This is a genomic window from Streptomyces sp. NPDC003042 (assembly GCF_053591315.1).
This window is the reverse complement of sequence record NZ_JBSFTP010000006.1, coordinates 147,972-169,598: the sequence shown is the minus strand read 5'-3', so window position 1 is coordinate 169,598 and position 21,627 is coordinate 147,972. Positions and strand designations below refer to the sequence as shown.

Sequence of the window (21,627 nt, the reverse complement as noted above, 5' to 3'; positions counted from 1 at the left end):
GATCCGGGCAGGGGCTTCAGTCGCTGCGGTACGGGTTCGGTCAGCCGACGTTGGTGTCGATGACCACGGTCCGCTCGGCGGGCGTCTTGCCGATCAGGGCCTTGCCGAGGGCCCCCGCGACGTCCTGCGGGGTGACGGCGGTCTTCGCGCCGGTGCCGCGCGTGATCATGATGCCGTCGAAGGTGTTCCCGTAGGTCGCCTTGAGGGCTTCCAGGTCGTACTTGACGACGAGGCGGCCGTCCACGGGCGTCATGCTGAGGATCTTCGGCAGTGACCTGCTGCCGAAGGCGAGGGACTTGGTGCCCACCTTGACCGTGGCGTTGCCGGACATCGCCGGTTCGGCGAACTCCTTCATCGCCCGGTTCAGTTCGGCCTCGCCGATGACCGGTTCCCGGGTGGTGACCGGGAGTTCGACGGCGTCGGCCTTGCCGCCGGCGACCAGGTCGCGGAAGGCCTTGGTGACCGGGTCGACGGAGCCGTCGACGTCGAGGGTGGTGCCGGCCTTGCCGGGGACCGCGACGGCCTTGCCCGTGTCGAACTTGATCGTGCCCTCGGAGGCGGAGCCGGCGGTGCCGGCCAGTTCCTGGAGCGCGACCCGCAGCTTCTCCTCGTCGACCGGCATGACGGCGGTGGCCTCGCGCTCCTGGCCGAAGAGCGAGCCGATGACCGTGACGGGGTTGTAGTCGCTGCCCGCCGCGTTGCGCACGGTGGTCTGGCTGTCGAGGGTGAGCCCGGCCTTCTCGGGCTTGAGCTCGACCTGCTTGCCGCCGACGCTGAGCTGGAGCGGGGCCGCCGCACGGGTGCCGAAGGCCGTCTGGAGCTTGGTGACGGCCTCGTCCCGGCTGCCGCTGATGTCGGTGCCGAAGACGGTGGTGCCCTTGGGGACGTCGGAGTGGTTCATGAGCAGCCCGGCGCCGTACGCCACGCTGGCCAGCACGACCACTGCGCCGCCGATCATCATCAGCTTGGAGCGGGGCTTCTTGGCGGGCTTGGCCGACGTGCCGGCTTTGCCCGCGGGGGCGGGCGCCGGGCGGTTCTGCTGCGGCGGCCGGGGGCCGGGCGGCGGGGTGGCCAGGGAGGGCGCCGGGCCGGGGCCGGCGGCCGGTACGGCCAGGGCCTCGGGTCCGGGCCAGCGCGGGGCCTCGTCCGAACGTACGGGTGCGTTCCCCAGCGCGGGTCCGCCGGTCGGCCCGGCGGGGTCCGGGAAGGCGGGGAACGCCTCGGTGACGGGGCCGTTGTCGTACTGCGGGGCCGGGTAGCCCTGCGGCGGCGCGCCGACGCCGGGTCCGCCGACGGCGGGCGGGGGCGCGAAGCCCGAGCCGCTGCCGTGCGCGGGGGGAGGCGGCGGCTGCGTACGGCCGGGGGCGGGCGGGGGCGCGAAGCCGGCGCCGGTGGCCGGGGCCGGCTTCGAGCCGTAGCCGGCGCTGGGCGCGGGGGCCGGCCCGGAGCCGTAGCTCGCGCTGGGCGGCGCGGGGGCCGGGACCGGGGCGCTGGGGGCCTCGGGCGGGCCCGCCTTGCGCGGGGCGAACCAGTTGCTGGCCGCCTCCTGCGACTCTTCGGGGGCCTGGGCGCGGGCGGGCTCCTGCGCGGACCGGGCCGGTGCCGGTGGCGCGGGCGGCGCGGACCGGGCGGGCGCGGGTGCGGACCGGGCGGGCGCGGACCGGATCGGGTCCGGCTCGGCGGCCGGGGCGGCTTCCTTCGCGCCGTTCATCGCTTTGCGTACGACCACGGGCGGGATCGGCCGCGAACCCGGGATGTTGATCCGGATCCGGGTCGTCAGGGTGGTCTCGGTCTTCGGCCCGTCGGTGTCGGGCGTGGACGGGTTCGACGTCACAGGGTTCTCCTCCGGGGCGGTCACCGCGCCAGGCCCAGGTGGCACAGTCGTGGACGGGTACTGGCCGGTTCCATACGGTGGCGTACCCGAGGGGTAGGCGGCTCCACCGTGCCCTTGGGGCCCGGGGGACGAACTGTCGGTTTCTCGACTCAAGGCAGGTTCTCCCGGTTGGCTCCGCCGCCCGTCATTCCGTGCGCGGGCAGCTCGGCGGCCGGTCCACCATACTGGCCACCGCCCGCGCACAACTGTCCCCCTGGAATTAAGGGTTCCTCTTTACCCTCCGCACACCCTCCCCCAAGAGGTCGTCAAACCACCACAACCCGCCCCCGATCGGAGCCCGGCCGAGTTCAGCGGCCCGTCACCCGCGGGGCCGTGCGGCCGAAACAGGCCTCTCGACGGGACCGCGCATCGTGGCGCAGATCACAGCCACCGCACTCCCGCCCAAAAGGTATGCGTACATGCCGATTCCGGAGGAACCGAGCAGGAAGTCGCCCTCGGGGCGCGGCACGCCGAGCATCACGTAGGAGAGGAACCAGCCGGCCGCCGCCGCGCCCACCCCGAGCCCGCCGCCGGTCGCGAGGCGGCCCGCGAGGAACAGGGCGAAGAGGGCCACCAGCGCGAGCAGCAGCCCGGCCGGGAACCACAGGTCCACCACGAGCCAGCCCGCCGTGCCGGTGACCGCGCCCGCGACCAGCAGGCCCAGCAGGGCGGCGATCCGACCCGGCGTCAGCGTCCCCCTCATGCCCGCACCCCCGCGAACAGGTCGCGCTCGCGCACCCCGGCCGGGGCACCCGGCTCGCCGACGGCCAACTCGTAGTACTCGCGGGCGAACAGCGGCTGGGCCAGCTCGTTCGACAGGGCGAAGAAGGGGCCGTCCACGGCGATCTGGGTGGCGTGGGACCGCATGGCGGCGCTCTTGGCGGCCACGAAACGCTGCCCGCCGCCGCCTTCGGCGTCGTCGTCGCCGATCTCGGCGGTGATCTGCTCGTCGGGGACCACTCCCGGAACGTCGTCCGGACTGGCGAGCCCCGGGAAGGGCGCCTTGCCGCCGGCGGCGCGCAGGCGCGCGAAGCCCTCGTCGACGACCGAGCGCGGGACCCGGTTCCAGTAGATCTTGCCGATCGCGTGCGGCGCGCCGAGTTCCGGCCGGTACCCGTCCCGCCCGGCCAGTTCCGCGCCGCGCATGGCGACCCGGTGGGCCTGGATGTGGTCGGGGTGGCCGTAGCCGCCGTCGGGGTCGTAGGTGACGAGGACCTGCGGCCGCAGCTCCCGGATCACCTCCACCAGGTACCCGGCGGCCTCGTCCACGTCGGCGGACCAGAAGGCTCCGGGGCGGGTGTTCTGCGGGGCGCCCATCATCCCGGAGTCGCGGAAGCGGCCGGGGCCGCCGAGGAACCGGTGGTCGGTGACCCCGAGTTCCTTCATCGCGGCGCCGAGTTCGCCGACCCGGTGGGCGCCCAGGGTGTCGTCGCGGTCGGCGGCCAGGTGGGCCAGCCCGGGTGGGATGACCTCGCCCTCCTCGCCGAGCGTGCAGGTCACCAACGCGACATGGGCGCCCTCGGCCGCGTACTTGGCCATGGTGACGCCGTTGTTGATCGACTCGTCGTCCGGGTGCGCGTGCACGAGGAGCAGTCGACGGGCGGGAAGACCGTTCATGGACTCACCCTACGAGGCGGACCTACAACTTGAGGCCACTGATCATGCTCGCCACGTTGGACGTGAGCTGGCTGAGGGTGGGAGCGATCGTAGAGCTCGCCAGGTAGAAACCGAGCAGCACACAGACAAAGGCGTGCCCCGCCTTCAGCCCCGACTTCCGGACCAGAAGGAAGACGACGATCGCCAGCAGCACCACGGCCGAGATCGAGAGTGCCACGGCGTTTCACCTCCACGTCGAGCGGACATCGGTACGCGTACTCGTGCTCGGCGAAGTCATACCCACCGTGCGCTACGGATCATAACTATCCGTACCAGCGCATCGATCGAATTCCGGCAGCACGAGGGGCGCACGGCGCGCACACCCGGGGGCACGGAAAGACCGGCCGGGGCGGCGTTGCGCCTCCCCGGCCGGCTGTCGGCACCCGCACGGCCGCACTCGCTCCAGGATGCCCGGCTCAGATCTCGGGGCAGAAACGGTCAAGTTGCCCCCGTGTTACGCGCGTTGGGGAGGCAGCGGCGCTTACGGGACTCCGTGCGCGGGGTGGCGTGAATTGATCGGTCCGATGCCCGGACGGAGCGGCCGGAAGTGAGCTAGTTCTCTTTCGTCAGCGGGGCCGGAGGCGGCGGGAGTTCCCCCTCGGCCGGGACCACCTGCTTCTCGGCCGCGAAGTGGCAGGCCGAGGGATGGGCCGTCGGGCCCGCCGGGAGCCAGGAGGGGACGGCCAGCGGCGGGACCTCCAGGGCGCAGCGCGGTTCCGCCTTCCAGCAGCGGGTGCGGAAGCGGCAGCCCGAGGGCGGGTGGGCCGGGGAGGGGACCTCGCCGGTCAGGATGATCCGTTCGCGGTGGGCGCGGGCGTCCGGGTCGGGCACCGGTACGGCGGAGAGCAGGGCCTGGGTGTAGGGGTGGGTGGGGTGGTCGTAGATCTGGCTGTCGGAGCCGATCTCGATGATCCGGCCCAGGTACATGACGCCGACCCGGTCGGAGATGTGCCGCACGATGGACAGGTCGTGCGCGATGAACACGTAGGACAGGCCGAACTCGTTCTGGAGGCGCTCCAGCAAGTTGATGACCTGGGCCTGCACCGACACGTCGAGCGCGGAGACGGGCTCGTCGGCGACGATGACCTCCGGCCGCAGCGCGAGGCCGCGGGCGATGCCGATGCGCTGGCGCTGGCCGCCGGAGAACTGGTGCGGGTAGCGGTTGATGTACTCCGGGTTCAGACCCACGACGTCCAGGAGCTCCTGGACCTTGCGGCGCCGGTCGCCCTTCGGGGCCACCTCGGGGTGGATCTCGTAGGGCTCGCCGATGATGTCGCCGACCGTCATGCGCGGGTTGAGCGAGGTGTACGGGTCCTGGAACACCATCTGGATGTTGCGGCGCACGGCCTTGAGGGCCTTGCCGGACAGCTTGGTGATGTCCTCGCCCTTGTACGAGATCGAGCCGGACGTCGGCCGCTCCAGGTTGACCAGCATCCTGGCCACGGTCGACTTCCCGCAGCCGGATTCGCCGACGATGCCCAGCGTCTCCCCGGCGCTCAGCTCGAAGGAGACCCCGTCGACGGCCCTGACGGCGCCGATCTGCTTGCGGAAGACGATGCCCCGGGTGAGCGGGTAGTGCTTGACCAGGTCCCGCACCTCCAGGATCGGCTCAGGCATGGAGGCACTCCTTCCAGAAGTGGCAGGCGCTCCTGCGGGGCACCGGCGACTCGGTCACCTCGTACAGCGGCGGGACGTCGGTGCGGCACACGTCCCGCGCCATGGGGCAGCGCGGGTTGAAGGCGCAGCCGGGCGGGATGGCCGTGAGGTTCGGCGGCAGCCCCTTGATGGCGTAGAGCTCCTGGCCCTTCTGGTCCAGGCGCGGGATGGAGTCGAGCAGGCCGCGGGTGTACGGATGGGCGGGTGCCTTGTAGATCTGGTGGACGGGAGCCGACTCGACGATCCGGCCCGCGTACATGACGGCGATCTTGTCCGCGACGTCGGCGACAACGCCGAGGTCGTGGGTGATCAGGATCAGGCCCATGTTGAGCTCGCGCTGGAGCTCGGCGAGCAGGTCCATCACCTGGGCCTGGACGGTGACGTCCAGGGCGGTGGTCGGCTCGTCCGCGATGATGAGCGAGGGCTCCAGCGCCATCGCCATGGCGATCATGATGCGCTGGCGCATGCCGCCCGAGAACTGGTGCGGGTAGTCGTTCACCCGCGCGGCGGCGGCGGGGATCTTCACCCGGTCCATGAGCTCGACGGCCTTGTCGAGGCCTTCCTTCCTGGACGCCCCGCGGTGGACCTCGTACATCTCGCCGAGTTGCGCGCCCACGCTGAGGACGGGGTTCAGGGAGGAGAGGGCGTCCTGGAAGATCATGGCCATCTCGGCGCCGCGGATCCCCCGCCGCTCGTCCTCCTTCATCTTCAGGAGGTCCTTGCCCTTGAACAGGATCTCGCCGCCCGCGATGCGGCCCGGGGGCATGTCGAGGATGCCCATCACAGCCTGGGCGGTCACCGATTTCCCCGAGCCGGACTCGCCGAGCACGGCGAGCGTCTCGCCGGCGTCGACCGAGTAGTCGACCCCGTTGACGGCCTTCGCGACGCCGTCGCGGGTCTTGAACTCCACGTACAGGTCGCGGACTTCGAGCAGCATCTGCCGGCTCACTCCTCAGCGCAGCTTGGGATCGAGGGCGTCGCGCACCGCGTCGCCGAGCATGATGAAGGCGAGCACGGTCAGGCTGAGCGCGCCCGCCGGGTAGAGCAGCATGTGCGGGGCGTTGCGGATCTGCGAGGCGGCGTTGGAGATGTCGATGCCCCAGGAGACGGTGGGCGGGCGCAGGCCCACACCGAGGAAGGACAGGGTGGCTTCCAGCGCGATGTAGGTGCCGAGCGCGATGGTGGCGACGACGATGACGGGGGCGACGGCGTTGGGCGCCACGTGCCGCAGCAGCATCCGGGCGTTGCCGGCGCCGAGCGCCCGGGCGGCCTGGACGTAGTCGTTCTGCTTGGCGGTGATCACCGAGCCGCGGGCGATGCGGGCGAGCTGCGGCCAGCCGAGCAGCACGATGAAGCCGACCACCGGCCAGACGGTGGTGCTGGTGACGACGGACAGGAAGACCAGGCCGCCGAGGACGACCGGGATGCCGAAGAAGATGTCGGCGATCCGGGAGAGCAGCGCGTCCCACCAGCCGCCGAAGAATCCGGCGAGCCCGCCGAGTGCGGAGCCGAGCAGGGCGGCTCCGACGGTGGCGCAGATGCCGACGGTGATGGAGGCGCGGGCTCCGTGGACGGTACGGGTGTAGACGTCGCAGCCCTGGGTGTCGTAGCCGAAGGGGTGGCCGGGGGCGGAGCCCTGCTGCGATTTCGACAGCTCGCAGTGCAGCGGGTCGCCGCTCGCGATCAGCTGGGGCCAGACGGCGATGAGGACGAGGAAGAGGATCAGCAGCGCGGAGAGGAGGAAGACGGGGTTGCGGCGCAGTTGGTGCCAGGCGTCGGACCACAGCGAGCGGGCCCGCTCGGAGGGCGCGCCCGGTCCCGGGGGCTGTTCGAGGCTCTCAGCCTCCTCCAGTGCGAGATCCATGGCGCCGCCTTGGCCGGTGGGTGACATCGCCTCGCGCGGGCGGGGGCCGACGGGGTCGTAGCGCTCGGGGCCGTCGGGAAGCTCGGGCTCAGGCATAACGGATCCTCGGGTCCAGGACCGCGTAGAGCAGGTCGACGAGCAGGTTCGCGAGCAGGAAGACGATGACGAGGATGGTCACGAAGCCGACCACGGTGGGGGCGTTGTTGCGCAGGATGCCCTGGTAGAGCTGGTAGCCGACGCCGTGGATGTTGAAGATCCGCTCGGTGACGATCGCGCCGCCCATCAGGGCGCCGATGTCGGTGCCGATGAAGGTGACCACCGGGATCAGCGAGTTGCGCAGCAGGTGCCGGGTGATGACCCGGCGGCGCGGCAGCCCCTTGGCGACGGCGGTACGGACGTAGTCGGCCTTGACGTTCTCGGCGATCGAGGTCCGGGTGAGCCGGGTGACGTAGGCGAGGGAGACCAGGGCGAGGACGACGCCGGGCAGGATCAGCTCGCTGAAGGGGGCGTCCGGGGAGACGGTGGGCCGGACCCAGCCCCACTTGACGCCGAAGACGAACTGGAGCAGGTAGCCGGTCACGAAGGTGGGCACCGAGATCACGACGAGGGTCATCACCAGGACGGAGCTGTCGACGGCCTTGCCGCGGCGCAGGCCGCTGACCACGCCGAGGGTGATGCCGACGAGGATCTCGATGGCGATCGCGACGATGGTCAGGCGCAGGGTGACGGGGAAGGCAGTGGCCATCAGCTCGGTGACCTTTTGGCCGTTGAAGGCCGTGCCGAAGTCGCCCTGGAAGATCTGGCCCATGTAGTGGAGGTACTGCCTCCACAGGGGCTGGTCGAGGTAGAGGTCCTTGCGGATCCGCGCGGCGGTGGCGGGGTCGGGGGCCTTGTCGCCGAAGAGGGCGGCGACCGGGTCGCCGAGCGCGTACACCATGAAGAAGATCAGGAAGGTGCTGCCGATGAACACGGGGATCATCTGGAGCAGCCGCCGGATCACATAACGTCCCATGGAGGGCCCCTGTGCGTCCGTGGGCCCCCTGGTGCGCAGGGGGCCCGGATCGATCCGTCGGAGTGGTTCAGCTGACCTTGATCTGGTCGTACACGGGGACGCTGAACTGGTTCAGGGCCACGTCGGAGATCCGCTCGGAGTGCCCGGCGCTGCCGTTCTGGTACCAGAGGGGGATGGACGGCATCTGCTCGGCGAGGATCTTCTCGGCGTCCTGGAACTTCCGCACGGCGTTGTCCGGCTCGCTCTCCCGGTTGGCCTCGTCGATGAGCCGGTCGAACTCCGGGTTGCTGAACTTGCCGTAGTTGGAGGAGGCGCCGGTGTAGTACAGCGGCTCCAGGAAGTTCTGGATCAGCGGGTAGTCGGCCTGCCAGCCGGAGCGGAAGGGGCCGGTCAGCTTGAAGGAGCTCTGCTGGTTCCTGAAGTCGGCGAAGGTGCCGATGGGGTTGACCGTGCAGACCGGGCCCTCGGCGAGCGCGTTGTTGACGCTGTTGCAGACGGCGTCCATCCAGTCGCGGTGCGAGCCGGTGTCGACGTTGGAGGTCAGCGTGACCTTGCCGCCGGGGAGCCCGCCGCCCTCCTGGATGAGCTTCTTGGCCTCGGCCGGGTTGTAGAGGCAGGCGTCGCCGCAGGCGCTGGAGGAGAAGCCGCCCTTCTCGCCGAGGGCCGGAGAGGTCCAGTCCTTCGCCGGGGTGCGGGTGTCCCGGAAGATCTGGTCGGTGATCTCGTCGCGGTTGATCGCCATCGAGATGCCCCGGCGGACCTTCTCCATGCCCTCCTTGCCCCACCGGGGGTCGTACAGCGGGAAGGTGAGGGTCTGGATGATCAGCGCCGGCTGGTTGATGTAGCGGTCGCCGAGGTCGTCCAGGACGTTCTTCAGCTGCTGCGCCGGGATGTCGTCGACGAGGTCGAGGTTGCCGGAGATCAGGTCCGTGTAGGCGGTGTTGTTGTCGGTGTAGACCTTGAGGTCCACACCGCTGTTCTGCGCCTTGTCCTCGCCGGGGTACCCGTCCCACGCGCGCAGCTTCATGCCGGTGCCCTTGGTGTACGAGTCCACCGTGTACGGGCCGTTGCCGACGGGCTTGTCCAGCCAGGCCGCGTGGTCGGTGAAGAAGGCCTGGGGCAGCGGGGAGAAGGCCTGGTAGCCGAGGGTCTCGGGCCAGGTGGAGAACTTCTCCTTCAGCACCACGGTGAAGGTCTTGGCGTCCTTGACGACCAGGCCCCTCATGGTCTTCGACTTGGGCTCACCGGACGTGGGGTGGACGTCGTCGTAGCCGACGATGTCCGCGAAGAAGGTCGCGTTGTTCTGCTTGTTGCGCACGTCCGCCGCGTAGTTCCAGGCGTCGACGAAGGACTTCGCGGTGACCGGCTCGTCGTTGCTGAACTTCCAGCCGTCCTTGAGCGTGACGGTGAAGTTCTGGCTGTCGGCGGTCTCGATCTTCTCGGCGAGCATGTTCTTGGCCTCGCCGGTCTTCGGGTCGTACCGCTTGAGGCCCCGGAAGAGTATGTCGAGGACCTTGCCGCCCTGCACCTCGTTGGTGTTGGCGGGCTCCAGCGGGTTCTGCGGGTCACCCCACGAGGAGCTGACGATTCCCGCGCCGTCGCCTCCGCCACTGTCGCTTCCGCCGCCGCAGGCCGTCGCCGCGAGGGCGACGACCACCGCACATGCGGCCCACTTGGCGTGGGTGGCTCCGCGCATGGAGTGCCTCCTAGGGAATCCCGGTCTCGCTCAGAGCCCTATGTCACCCCATGCGGAGTCCCGCACACGCCTCCTTGGCCCGATTGGACCCGCGCGTCACGCGCCTGTCACCCCTGCGAGTGCAAAGGCAGCTCCCAGGTGTCGACCGCGTAGTGCAGGGACATGCCGTGCGCCTCGTAGAGCGCGAGTGCGCCGGATTCGTTGTGGGTGTCGACGCCCAGGCCGACGGTGTCCCGGCCGCGGGCCGCGTAGGCGGCGAAGCCGTGGCGCAGGAGGAAGCCGCCGATGCCCCGGCCGCGCAGGTCCTCGCGTACGCCGATGTGGCTGATCCAGCCCATGCTGGTGCGGTCGTCGCGGGTGAGCAGGATGGCCGCGTCGCGCTCGTCGGGCAGGCTCGCGATCCAGACCAGCGACCAGTCGAGGCCGCGCGCGTCGAGGTGGTCCAGCCAGGGCTCGTACGCGCGCTCCACGTGCCCGAAGTGGGCGGCGAAGGTCTCCTCGACCAGGGCGTGGGCGCGGCGGCGGTCGGCCTCGTCGGCGGCGCAGTGGCGCAGGGTGAGCCCGGCTGGCGGATCGGCGGGGGGCAGGGCGCCGGCGGGGCCGAGCGAACGGGTCATCACCTGGTAGCGACGGACCGTGCGGTAGCCGCGTCCGGTGAGGAGGCCGAGGTCGAGGGTGGGTGCCACGTTGAGCTGGATCCGCAGCCGGGCTCCCGCGGCCCCGGCGGCCATCGCGCGGGCCCGGGTCTCCATGAGGTGCAGCAGCCGCAGCGCGGCTTCGGGGTGGTCGGGCAGGACGTAGTGGTCGCCGTCGACCCTGCCCGGTCCGGAGTCGGCCCAGACCAGGGCGTAGGCGACCAGCCGGCCGCCCTGGAAGGCGACCCAGGAGTCGGTGGCGAGGTTCACCTCGGGGTGGTGGAGGTCCGCCTCGACGGTGCCCAGGTCGGTCTCGGGTCTGCCGATCTCGATGACGTCGACGGCGTTGAGCAGGGCGCAGATGTCGGACGCGTCCCCGGGCCCGGCGGGCCGGACGGTCAGCATGGCGGTCATCCGCCCACTGTCGGCCGGGCCGGGGCGCGGCCGCAACCGGCTTTCGGACCGCGCGGGCATACGTCAGGGCGGCCCGGTGCCGGAACTCCGGCACCGGGCCGCCCTGACGACGGTCCTTACGGGGGATCAGACGGCCAGGACGGCCCGCTCCTCCGCGAAGTGGCACGCCGACTCGTGCGCGGCCGGGGAGTCCACGCCCTTGAAGCGCTGCGGGATGGCCAGCAGCGGCTCCTCGGTGGCGCAGAGGTCCTGGGCCTTCCAGCAGCGGGTGCGGAAGCGGCAGCCCGACGGCGGGTTGGCCGGCGAGGGCACGTCACCGGTGAGGATGATGCGGTCGCGGCCCTCGCGGGCGTCCGGGTCCGGCAGCGGCACGGCCGAGAGCAGTGCCTGCGTGTACGGGTGGGTGGGGTGCTCGTAGATCTCGGCGTCGGAGCCGATTTCGGCCATCTTGCCCAGGTACATGACGCCCACGCGGTCCGAGATGTGCCGGACGATCGAGAGGTCGTGCGCGATGAACACGTAGGACAGGTTGAACTCGTCCTGGAGCTTGCCCATCAGGTTGATGACCTGTGCCTGCACCGACACGTCGAGCGCGGAGACCGGCTCGTCGCAGATGATGATCTCCGGGTTGAGCGCGAGGCCGCGGGCGATGCCGATGCGCTGGCGCTGGCCGCCGGAGAACTGGTGCGGGTAGCGGTTGATGTACTCCGGGTTCAGACCCACGACGTCCAGGAGCTCCTGGACCTTGCGGCGCCGGTCTCCCTTGGGAGCCACCTCGGGGTGGATCTCGTAGGGCTCGCCGATGATGTCGCCGACCGTCATGCGCGGGTTGAGCGAGGTGTACGGGTCCTGGAACACCATCTGGATGTTGCGGCGCACGGCCTTGAGGGCCTTGCCGGACAGCCGGGTGATGTCCTGGCCCTTGTAGAAGACCTCGCCAGCGGTGGCCGTCTCCAGGCTCATCAGCAGCTTGGCGACGGTGGACTTGCCACAGCCGGACTCGCCGACGATGCCGAGGGTCTCGCCCTGGTACAGGTCGAAGGAGACCCCGTCCACGGCCTTGACCGCGCCGACCTGCTTCTTGAACAGGATGCCCTGGGTCAGCGGGAAGTGCTTGACCAGGTTGCGCACCTGGAGGATCGGCTCGCGCTCGGTGCCGTTCTTGGTGAGCTCAGCCATGGATCTGCTCCTTCCAGAAGTGGCACGCGCTGCCGCGGCCGGGCAGCTCGGTGCCGTCCTGCTCGGACACCTGGTGCAGGACCGGCACGTCGGTGCGGCAGATGTCCTGCGCCTTGGGACAGCGGGGGTTGAAGGCGCAGCCCGGCGGGATGTTGAGCAGGTTGGGCGGCAGGCCCTTGATCGCGTAGAGCTCCTGGCCCTTCTGGTCCAGGCGCGGGATCGAGTCGAGCAGGCCGCGGGTGTACGGGTGCGCCGGGCGCTTGTAGATCTCGTGGACCGGGGCGTTCTCGACGATCCGGCCGCCGTACATGACGGCGATCTTGTCCGCGACGTCGGCGACGACGCCGAGGTCGTGGGTGATCAGGATCAGGCCCATGTTCATCTCGCGCTGGAGCTCCGCGAGCAGGTCCATGACCTGGGCCTGGACCGTCACGTCGAGAGCCGTGGTGGGCTCGTCGGCGATGATCAGGTCCGGCTCCAGGGCCATCGCCATGGCGATCATGATGCGCTGGCGCATACCGCCGGAGAACTGGTGCGGGTAGTCGCCCACGCGCGCCTTGGCGGCGGGGATCTTCACCCGGTCCATGAGCTCGACGGCCTTGGCCGTGGCGTCCTTCTTGGACATCCCGCGGTGCACGCGGAACATCTCGCCGAGCTGGGCGCCGACGGTGTGCACGGGGTTCAGCGAAGACAGCGCGTCCTGGAAGATCATGGCGATCTTCTGGCCGCGGACCTTGCGGAACTCCTCGGCCGGCAGCTTCAGCAGGTCGGTGCCCTGGAACAGGATCTCGCCGTGCGGGATCTTGCCCGGGGGCATGTCGAGGATGCCCATGATGGCCTGCGCCGTCACGGACTTGCCCGAGCCGGACTCGCCGAGGACGGCGAGGGTCTCGCCGGCGTTCACGGAGTACGAGACACCGTTGACGGCCTTGGCGACACCGTCGCGGGTGTGGAACTCGACGTGCAGGTCGCGCACTTCGAGCAGGGGGGTCCCCTCCGGCGCCGAACGGGGCGCGGGGACGTTCGAGGTCTTGTCGATGATGGTCAACGTACGCCCTTCCTCAGCGCAGCTTCGGGTCGAGGGCGTCGCGCACCGCGTCGCCGACCATGATGAACGCGAGCACGGTGATGCTCAGCGCGGCCGACGGGAACAGGAGCACGTGCGGTGCCTGGAGCCAGCGGACGGAAGCGTCACTGACCATCAGGCCCCACGAGATCTGCGGGGGCTGGACTCCGATGCCCAAGTAGGACAGGGCCGCCTCGGCGGAGATGTATACACCGAGGCTGATCGCGCCGACGACGATGACCGGCGCGATGGCGTTCGGCAGGATGTGCCGCAGCGTGATGCGCAGCGTGCCGGCGCCCAGGGCGCGGGCGGCCACCACGTAGTCGTTGTTCTTGTTCTGGAGCACCGAGGACCGCATGATGCGGAAGATCTGCGGCCATCCGAGGATGGCGAGCACCAGCGAGACCGTCCACGCGTTGCCCGGCAGGGCGGACATGATCAGCATGCCGCCGAGGATCAGCGGGATCGCGAAGAAGATCTCGGTGAAGCGGGACAGCACGCTGTCGACGACTCCGCCGACCCAGCCGGCCAGCAGGCCCAGCGAGCCGCCGACGAAGACGACGAGCGACGTGGTGAGGATGCCGACGATCACGGAGTTGCGGGCGGCCCACACGGTACGCGTGTAGACGTCGCAGCCCTGGACGTCGAAGCCGAACCAGTGGTCGGCGCTCGGCTTCTTCAGGGAGTCCTCGAGCCGGCAGACGCCCGCGTCGAAGGGGGTGCCGGTGGTGAACACCTGCGGCACGGCCGCGACGATCAGCAGGAAGACCACCAGGGCGCCGCCGATGATGAAGACCGGGTTGCGGCGCAGGTCGTCGATCGCGTCGGACCAGAGGCTGGCCTCGCGGTCCTTCTTCTTCCTGTTCTTTCCGTGGCCCTTGCCGACCTGAGCGCCGGTGGAGGAGGCTCCGGCGGTCTGGGTGTCGGTCATCGAGTCCTCCACCGTAGTTGTGTCACGCATAGCGGATCCTCGGGTCGAGCACGGCGTAGAGCAGGTCCACGATCAGGTTGGCGACGAGATAGATGAGGACCAGGAGGGTCACACCGCCCACCACGACCGCACCCTGCTTCAGGTACACGGACTGGGCGAGCAGACCACCGATGCCGTGGATGTTGAAGATGCGCTCGGTGATGACGGCGCCGCCCATGAGCGAACCGAGGTCGGCACCGAGGAAGGTGACGATCGGGATCAGCGCGTTGCGCAGCGCGTGGTTGACCACGACGCGGCGGCGGGGCAGGCCCTTGGCGGTGGCGGTGCGCACGTAGTCCGCGCGCATGGTCTCCATCATGCTGGTACGGGTCAGTCGGGCCACGTACGCCAGCGAGGTCGAGGCGAGGACGAACGCCGGGAGCAGGTACGCGCGCAGGCCGTCGTTCTCGTTGAACGAGACGGAGAAGAGGTCCACGCCCCAGTTGGTCTTGAGCTGGACGCCGAGGGTGAGCTGCAGCACGAAGCCGGTGACGAAGACGGGGATGGAGATGACCATCAGGGTGGAGATGAGGACCAGCTGGTCCAGGAACTTCCCGCGGCGCAGGGCGGCCATGATGCCGGCCAGGACGCCGACGACGGCCTCGATGACGAAGGCGAAGACCGCGAGGTTCACCGTGTACGGGAACGCCTCGCCGATCATGTCGATGACCTTGCGTCCGGTGAGGGTCTCACCGAGGTCACCCTGGAACACGCCGCTGATGTAGTTCCAGTACTGCAGCAGGAACGGGTCGTCCAGGTGGTACTTCTCGCGCAGCATCGCCGCGACGAGGGGGTCGGCCTTCTTTTCACCCGCGAGGAGCTGGATCGGGTCAGCACCGGGCATCCAGAAGGTCAGCGCATAGATCAGGAACGTGGCACCGAGCAGTACAGGGATCGCCTGTATGAGTCGGCGGATGAGGTAGCGGCCCATCAGACCTCCAGCAAGAACAGGGGGAAAGGGCAGGCAGACGGAAACCTGATTCCGTCTGCCCGCCCCCGGGTTCCCCTAAGTGAAGAGGGGTGTTAGTTGAGCTCGACGTTCGCCAGGTCCATGCGGCCCTGGGCGTCGACCTCGACGTTCTTCACGGACTTGGAGTAGGCCGAAGAAGACATGTAGGTGAAGATCGGGATGTACGGAAGGTCCCTGATGATGATGTCATCGGCCTTCTGGTACAGCTTCAGGCCCTCGGCGGCGTCGGTGGCCTTGTCGGCCTCCGCCATGACCTTCTCGAACTCTTCGTTCGTGTAGTGGCCGTAGTTGGAACCGTTCTCGATCGCGACCTTCGAGAAGATCGGACGGAGGTAGTTCTCCGCCGCCGGGTAGTCCATGGACCACGCCATGCGGAACGCGCCCTTGTACTTCGAGGCGCCCAGGTCGTCGAGCATGTCGCCGAACTTGGCGTACGGCTTGATGGAGACGTCGACGCCCAGGTTGGCCTTCAGCTGGTTCGCGACGGCCTCCATCCACTCCTTGTGACCACCGTCGGAGTTGTAGCCGAGCTCCATCTTGTTGCCCGGAACGCCGCCGGCCTTGTCGAAGAGCTCCTTGGCCTTGGTCGGGTTGTACGTCCCGAACTCGCCCAGGGCGCCCTTGCGGTAGCCCGGGATGATCGGGCTGATGAAGTCGTCGGCCGGCTTGCGGGTGCCGTTGAAGATGGTCTTCGTGATGGCGTCCCGGTCGATGGCCATGGAGATGGCCTGACGGATCTCCAGCTTGCCGAACGTCTCCGGGTTCTGCGCCAGCGGGAGACCGAGGTAGCCCACGCCCGACTCGGGCTTGTACAGGTAGCGGTCGCCGAACTCCTGCGAGACGTTGGCCATCGCGGAGATCGGGAGCTTGTCGACGATCTGGAGGTTGTCGGCGCGCAGGTCGTTGTACGCCGTGTCCAGGTTGTCGTAGACCTTGAAGGTGACGCCCGCGAGCTTGGCGCGACCCTCGGCCGGGTACTTGTCGTACCTCTTGATCTTGATCTGCTTGTTGTGCTCCCAGGCGCCGTCCATCTGGAAGGCGCCGTTGCCGATCGGGGCCTCGCCGAACTTCTTCGGGTCGGTCTTCTCGAAGGCCTCGGGCAGCGGGTAGAAGGCGTTGTAGCCCAGCATGGTCTTGAACTGGGAGAAGGGCTCCTTCAGCGTGACGGTGAAGGTCTTCTCGTCAACGACCTTGAGGCCCTTGAGCTCCTTGGAGGTGGGCTTCTTGTCCTTGCCCGGCGCGAGCTCCTCGGAGCCCTCGATCTTGGCGAAGAACGGCATGCCCTCAGCCGCGTTGTCCTGGTTGGCGCCCCAGTTCCAGGCGCGGACGAAGGACTTGGCGTCGACCTTCTCACCGTTGTGGAAGGTGTAGCCGTCCTTGACCTTGATGGTCCAGGTCTTCGAGTCGGTCGTCTCTATGGACTCCGCGACCGCGAGATTGGGCTCGTTGGTCTTGTTGTCGTAGGAAACCAGACCGGTGAAGAGCGCGTTGAGGACCTCGGCGCCCTCGGACTCGGCCGTGTTCTGACCGATCAGGCCGTGCTGGGGCTCGCCCAGCAGCACGGTGATGTTGCCACCCGCCGCGCCCGCGTTGTCCTTGCTGGTGCTGCAAGCCGTGGCAGCCATCGCCACGATGACGGCACCCGCGACCCACTTGGCGCTCGTTGCTCCGCGCATGGGTAATTGCCTCCTCAGGAGTCACTGTCGATTCGTGAAGGACCCGGCTCGCTGACACCCCTGACAGCGAAATCCGGTCCCATCGTGTGTGCTCGTGAGTCGACGCTCCCCACAGCGTGTGACCCATTGACCCGAGCTCAATGGAGCCATCCTCGGGGACACTCAGGCCGTAAACCACACTTAAGTGGTCTCGTTTTCACAACATCACCGCATGGCGAAAACCCGAAATCCGGACAAACGGATAGGAGACAGACACGTGCGAAACGGACGGTTAGCTCACCATCCGGAGTGTCACGGTCGATATGCGGACACCAGAACGCAACAATCCGCTTGACAAAAGCGAACAGCCCCTCCCCTCGCCGTCGCCGGCGTGGGGAGGGGCTGTTTTCGGCTGTCTGCCCGTCAGGCGGCGGCCTTACTTACCGGACTTGGCGCGCGACGCGGTGCGCGAGCGCTCCTTCTGGTCCAGGACGACCTTGCGGATACGCACGGCCTCCGGGGTCACCTCGACGCACTCGTCGTCGCGGCAGAACTCCAGGGACTGCTCCAGGGAGAGCTTGCGCGGCGGCACCACGTTCTCGGTGTTGTCCGCCGAAGCCGCACGCATGTTGGTGAGCTTCTTCTCCTTGGTGATGTTCACGTCCATGTCGTCGGAACGCGAGTTCTCACCGACGATCATGCCCTCGTACACCTCGGTGCCGGGCTCGGTGAACAGCACACCGCGCTCCTGGAGGTTGATCATCGCGAACGGCGTGACCGAACCCGCGCGGTCCGCGACCAGCGAACCGTTGTTACGGGTGACCAGCGGGCCGAACCACGGCTCGTGACCCTCGTGGATGGAGTGGGCGATACCGGTACCGCGCGTGCCCGTCAGGAACTCCGTACGGAAGCCGATGAGGCCGCGCGACGGGACGACGAACTCCATGCGGACCCAGCCGGAGCCGTGGTTCGACATGTTGTCCATGCGGCCCTTGCGGACGCCCATGAGCTGCGTGACCGCGCCCATGTGCTCCTCGGGGACGTCGATCGTCATGCGCTCGACCGGCTCGTGGACCTTGCCGTCGATCTCCTGCGTGACCACCTGCGGCTTGCCGATGGTCAGCTCGAAGCCCTCGCGGCGCATCTGCTCGACCAGGATGGCGAGCGCGAGCTCACCGCGGCCCTGGACCTCCCAGGCGTCCGGGCGCTCGGTGTCGAGGACGCGGAGCGAGACGTTGCCGACCAGCTCGCGGTCGAGACGGTCCTTGACCTGGCGGGCGGTGACCTTGCGGTCCTTGACCGCGGACTTGGCGTCCGCGCCCTTGCCGCTGCCGCCGCGGCCGACCATCGGGGAGGTGTTCGTACCGATGGTCATGGAGATCGCCGGCTCGTCCACCGAGATCAGCGGCAGGGCGATCGGGTTCTCCGGGTCGGCCAGGGTCTCGCCGATCATGATGTCGGGGAAACCGGCGACCGCGCAGATGTCACCCGGGCCCGCCACCTCGGCCGGCTTGCGGGTGAGCGCCTCGGTCATCATCAGCTCGGTGATGCGGACGTTCGAGATCGTGCCGTCACGCTTGATCCACGCGACGGTCTGACCCTTGCGCAGCTCACCCTGCTCGACGCGCACCAGCGCGATGCGGCCGAGGAAGTTGTCGGCGTCCAGGTTGGTGACGTGGGCCTGGAGGGGGGCCTCCTCGTCGTACACCGGCGCGGGGACGTGGGCCAGGATGGTGGAGAAGAAGGGCTCCAGGCTGTCGCTGTCCGCGGGGACGGTGCCGTCCTCCGGCTTGGTCAGCGAGGCGACGCCGTCACGGCCACAGGCGTAGACGATCGGGAACTCGATCTGCTCCTCGTCCGCGTCCAGGTCGAGGAAGAGGTCGTACGTCTCGTTGACGACCTCGTCGATCCGGGAGTCCGGACGGTCGGTCTTGTTGATGCACAGGATGACCGGCATCTTCGCCTGCAGGGCCTTGCGCAGGACGAAGCGGGTCTGGGGCAGGGGACCCTCGGAGGCGTCCACCAGCAGAACGACGGCGTCCACCATCGACAGGCCGCGCTCGACCTCACCACCGAAGTCGGCGTGGCCGGGGGTGTCGATGATGTTGATCGTGATCGGGGCTCCACCGTCCTTCGGGTGGTACTTCACCGCCGTGTTCTTGGCGAGGATCGTGATGCCCTTCTCACGTTCCAGGTCGTTCGAGTCCATCATGCGGTCGTCGAGGTGCTGGTGGGCGGCGAAGGCACCGGCCTGCTTGAGCATGGCATCGACGATGGTCGTCTTGCCATGGTCGACGTGGGCGACGATGGCGACGTTACGGATGTCGTGGCGCGTGGGCACTTCGGCGCTTCTCCCGGGGTTGTGGATGGCGACGCGTACGGTCCGGCACGCGCGCCTCGACCGGGCGGAAACCTGCCACGGCCTTACCCCATGGTACGTCGCGCAGCGGGAAACGCCTGCCGGGGGTCTGTCAAGGGGCCGGACGAATGAGGACGGCCGAGTGCGGGGTGGGGTGCCTCGGTCGTGCGTCCGGCCAGTGTTCATGCGGGTCAACGGGTACGCACGACCTTGCCCGCCGGGTGTCCGGCGGGCAAGGGAATTGAGTCACATCTGAGCTTCCTACTTCTTCTTGGTCTTGGCGTCGGCCGGCTTCTTCCAGCCGATGTCCTGGAAGCGGGGCGCTCCGAGGCCGAAGGCGCCGGCGTTGACCAGGTTCGGCTTGGCCGCGACCAGCTCGGGGCGCTGGTAGAGCGGGATGGAGCCGGCGGCGGCCCAGATCCGGGCGTCGGCCTTGCGCATCAGCTCGCGGGACTTCTTCTCGTCCAGCTCGCCGGCCGCCTGGTCGAAGAGCTGGTCGATGTGGTCGGTGCCGACCCGGGTGTAGTTCTGTTCGACGAGGAGCGAGCCGTCGGCGGCGGGCTCGGGCTTGGCGAAGATGGGGCGGGCGTCGGTGGCCGGGTAGGCCGTCGCGGGCCAGGAGTAGAGGGCCAGGTCGTACTGGCCCGAGGCGATGTGGTCCTTGAAGAAGCTCTCGTCCGCGACCTTGCTGATCTCGGTGCTGACGCCGATCTCGCGGAGCATCCGGGAGATCCGCTCGCCGACCGTGCGCAGCGCCTCCGATCCGGGGCCCGACGGGAGGACGAAGCGCAGGGTGAGCGGCTTGCCGTCCTTGGCGAGCATGGCGCCCGAGGTGCGGGCGGCCTGCTTGACCGGGGCGGGGGGCTGGCTGGCCCGGGCGGGCTCCTTGCCGTCCTCGGTGTCCTCGGTGGCCCCGGTGGCCTTGCCGTCGGCGATGGTCCGCGCCTGGGCGAGCAGTACGTTCTCCTGCTGGTCGGCGAGCGAGCCGGGGGCGAGGGCCGGGGATGGCCGGTCCTGGCGGGCGGCGCCCGGGACGAAGGCGTCGGCGTCGACGATCTCCCCGTCGCCCGGGGCCCGCGCCGGGCGGGCCTGGAGGCGGGCGGCCAGGTTGGCGGTCGCGGAGCGCGGATCGCCGTTGCGCCCGTTCTCCTGGCCCACGATGTAGAGGCCGTCGTTGCCGGTGCCGGGGCCCGACGGGCTCTTGGAGTCGTCCTGCGGCGCGCTCTCGGCGCCCGCCTTGGCCCCGGCCGGCTCGCTGAGCTTGCCGCCCCGGCGCCAGCCCGCGTCCGCGAGCAGGGCCTGCGCCGCCTGGGTGTCCTGGCCGCCCAGAGCGCCACTGTTGTCCGCGTACGCCCGCTGCCCCGCCAGCGCCAGGTGGCTGCCGACCGGTTTGGCGGGCAGGCGCACGGGCTTCAGTACGATCTCGGCCAGTTCCTTGCGGTCCAGGGCCCGGGCCAGCGCCCGGCGGACCCGCTCGTCCGCCAGCGGGCCGGAGGCGCCGTTCATGGCGAGCTGCGTGTAGGCCGGCTCCAGGGACCTGCGGACCACGAAGGTGCGCAGGGCCGCCTGCTCGGCTGCGTACTTCTCCGCCGCCTCGGCGTTCTTGCGGCGGATCTCCTGTTCGGCCTGGGCCTTGCCCTGGTCGGCGCCGTGGGCCAGCGCCCACGACAGCGTGGCCTGTGCGGGGGTCTGCGCGGTCGCGGGGCCGTGCGCGCCCGCCGCGCGCTCCGCGTCGCGCTGGGCGAGGGCGATCCGGTCGGCGCCCGCCCGGTCGATCTCCGCCAGGTCGACCTTCCCGGCGGCCAGCGCGGAGGGGCGCTCGGCGCGGGGCACCGCGGTCAGGACGAGCGTGTCCAGCTTGGCGGGCTGACCCCACCAGCGGGGGTTGCGGGTCAGCGCGGCGGTGCCCGCCTTCTTGTCGATGGTCCCGAGGCCGAAGGGCCCGGCGGTGACCTTGAGGGTGCCGCGGGCTCCCTCGTTGAAGGCGTCCGGGGTGCCCGTGACCTGCTTCGGGTAGAGCGGGCTGAACAGGGAGCGCCAGTCGGCGTACGGCTTGACGAAGGTGACCTTGACCTCCAGGTCGGTCTTGCCCTTCTCGATCTTCTCGATCCGCTCGTAGCCGGCGTTGCGGGCCGTCCAGTACGCCGAGTCCTTGCCGCTCAGGGCCCTCCACTGGGCAACGAAGTCGGCCGCGCCGATCTCACGGCCGTCGCTCCACACCGCCTGCTGGTGCAGCTTGTACAGGACGACCTGCTTGGGCTCGCGCTCGACGACCTCGGCCTTCTCCAGGTAGTCGGGATTGGCCACTGGGCGCCCCTTGCCGTCCAGCACGAACAGGTGCGGCAGCACCGCCCCGGCGATCCGGGCGGTGGCGGCGTCCGCGTCGGCCTGGAAGGTGTTCAAGGTGGCCGGGAGGGCGTCCACGGCCCAGCGCAGCACGCCGCCGTCTGTGACCTTGTCGCGGGCGGTGGCGGCGATGTCCTGCCCTGCGGCGGCCGGTCCGCCCTCGTCGTCACCCGCGCCGCAGCCCGCGAGCAGCGGCAGTGCGAGGACTCCCGAGGTCAGGAGCGCCAAGGACCTGCGCCTTCTCTGGGACATGGGTTGGTACCTCCGGGGCGGGGC

General features: G+C 69.6%; 17 protein-coding genes. All 17 read right to left on the bottom strand.

What is annotated here, in order from left to right; translation table 11 throughout:
• Nucleotides 1-40 precede the first annotated feature (40 nt).
• Nucleotides 41-1,987 carry a hypothetical protein gene (locus tag ACWDYJ_RS05710; RefSeq protein ID WP_451564196.1) on the bottom strand — a complete coding sequence of 649 codons (1,947 nt, stop codon included), beginning with the start codon at nucleotides 1,985-1,987 and terminating at the stop codon, nucleotides 41-43.
• A gap of 205 nt (nucleotides 1,988-2,192) precedes the next feature.
• A complete protein-coding gene (locus ACWDYJ_RS05705; RefSeq protein ID WP_451564195.1) occupies nucleotides 2,193-2,576 on the bottom strand; it encodes a DUF6113 family protein in 384 nt (127 codons plus the stop codon).
• On the bottom strand, nucleotides 2,573-3,490 hold the full coding sequence (mshB, locus tag ACWDYJ_RS05700) for an N-acetyl-1-D-myo-inositol-2-amino-2-deoxy-alpha-D-glucopyranoside deacetylase (RefSeq protein ID WP_451564194.1): 918 nt from the start codon (nucleotides 3,488-3,490) through the stop codon (nucleotides 2,573-2,575). Before mshB ends, ACWDYJ_RS05705 begins: the two co-directional genes overlap by 4 nt.
• 22 nt (nucleotides 3,491-3,512) lie before the next feature.
• A complete protein-coding gene (locus ACWDYJ_RS05695; protein ID WP_136213899.1) occupies nucleotides 3,513-3,707 on the bottom strand; it encodes a hypothetical protein in 195 nt (64 codons plus the stop codon).
• A 374-nt stretch (nucleotides 3,708-4,081) separates the two neighbouring features.
• Nucleotides 4,082-5,146 (bottom strand): ABC transporter ATP-binding protein, encoded by a 1,065-nt coding sequence (locus tag ACWDYJ_RS05690; protein WP_451564193.1) that lies wholly within the window; start codon nucleotides 5,144-5,146, stop codon nucleotides 4,082-4,084.
• A complete protein-coding gene (locus ACWDYJ_RS05685; protein ID WP_451564192.1) occupies nucleotides 5,139-6,122 on the bottom strand; it encodes an ABC transporter ATP-binding protein in 984 nt (327 codons plus the stop codon). Before ACWDYJ_RS05685 ends, ACWDYJ_RS05690 begins: the two co-directional genes overlap by 8 nt.
• Nucleotides 6,123-6,137: 15 nt before the next feature.
• Nucleotides 6,138-7,145 carry an ABC transporter permease gene (locus ACWDYJ_RS05680; protein ID WP_451564191.1) on the bottom strand — a complete coding sequence of 336 codons (1,008 nt, stop codon included), beginning with the start codon at nucleotides 7,143-7,145 and terminating at the stop codon, nucleotides 6,138-6,140.
• Nucleotides 7,138-8,061 (bottom strand): ABC transporter permease, encoded by a 924-nt coding sequence (locus ACWDYJ_RS05675; protein WP_451564190.1) that lies wholly within the window; start codon nucleotides 8,059-8,061, stop codon nucleotides 7,138-7,140. The genes ACWDYJ_RS05680 and ACWDYJ_RS05675 overlap by 8 nt, the downstream gene beginning before the upstream one ends.
• A gap of 67 nt (nucleotides 8,062-8,128) precedes the next feature.
• Entirely contained in the window at nucleotides 8,129-9,757 is a 1,629-nt protein-coding gene (locus ACWDYJ_RS05670; RefSeq protein WP_451564189.1) for a peptide ABC transporter substrate-binding protein, read from the bottom strand.
• Between the two features lie 107 nt (nucleotides 9,758-9,864).
• Nucleotides 9,865-10,806, bottom strand: coding sequence for a GNAT family N-acetyltransferase (locus ACWDYJ_RS05665; RefSeq protein ID WP_451564188.1), 942 nt, complete (start codon nucleotides 10,804-10,806; stop codon nucleotides 9,865-9,867).
• Nucleotides 10,807-10,932: 126 nt separating this feature from the next.
• Entirely contained in the window at nucleotides 10,933-11,985 is a 1,053-nt protein-coding gene (locus tag ACWDYJ_RS05660) for an ABC transporter ATP-binding protein (protein WP_451564187.1), read from the bottom strand.
• Nucleotides 11,978-13,033 carry an ABC transporter ATP-binding protein gene (locus ACWDYJ_RS05655; protein ID WP_451564186.1) on the bottom strand — a complete coding sequence of 352 codons (1,056 nt, stop codon included), beginning with the start codon at nucleotides 13,031-13,033 and terminating at the stop codon, nucleotides 11,978-11,980. The genes ACWDYJ_RS05660 and ACWDYJ_RS05655 overlap by 8 nt, the downstream gene beginning before the upstream one ends.
• Before the next feature lie 13 nt (nucleotides 13,034-13,046).
• Nucleotides 13,047-14,012: an ABC transporter permease gene (locus tag ACWDYJ_RS05650; RefSeq protein WP_451564185.1), complete on the bottom strand. Its 966-nt coding sequence runs from the start codon at nucleotides 14,010-14,012 to the stop codon at nucleotides 13,047-13,049.
• Nucleotides 14,005-14,952 (bottom strand): ABC transporter permease, encoded by a 948-nt coding sequence (locus ACWDYJ_RS05645; protein ID WP_451564184.1) that lies wholly within the window; start codon nucleotides 14,950-14,952, stop codon nucleotides 14,005-14,007. Before ACWDYJ_RS05645 ends, ACWDYJ_RS05650 begins: the two co-directional genes overlap by 8 nt.
• Nucleotides 14,953-15,044: 92 nt before the next feature.
• On the bottom strand, nucleotides 15,045-16,667 hold the full coding sequence (locus tag ACWDYJ_RS05640) for a peptide ABC transporter substrate-binding protein (protein ID WP_451564183.1): 1,623 nt from the start codon (nucleotides 16,665-16,667) through the stop codon (nucleotides 15,045-15,047).
• A 415-nt stretch (nucleotides 16,668-17,082) separates the two neighbouring features.
• Nucleotides 17,083-18,987, bottom strand: coding sequence for a translational GTPase TypA (gene typA / locus ACWDYJ_RS05635; protein ID WP_451564182.1), 1,905 nt, complete (start codon nucleotides 18,985-18,987; stop codon nucleotides 17,083-17,085).
• A gap of 279 nt (nucleotides 18,988-19,266) precedes the next feature.
• Complete coding sequence (locus tag ACWDYJ_RS05630; protein WP_451564181.1) at nucleotides 19,267-21,603, bottom strand: ABC transporter substrate-binding protein; 2,337 nt, start codon at nucleotides 21,601-21,603, stop codon at nucleotides 19,267-19,269.
• Nucleotides 21,604-21,627 lie beyond the last annotated feature (24 nt).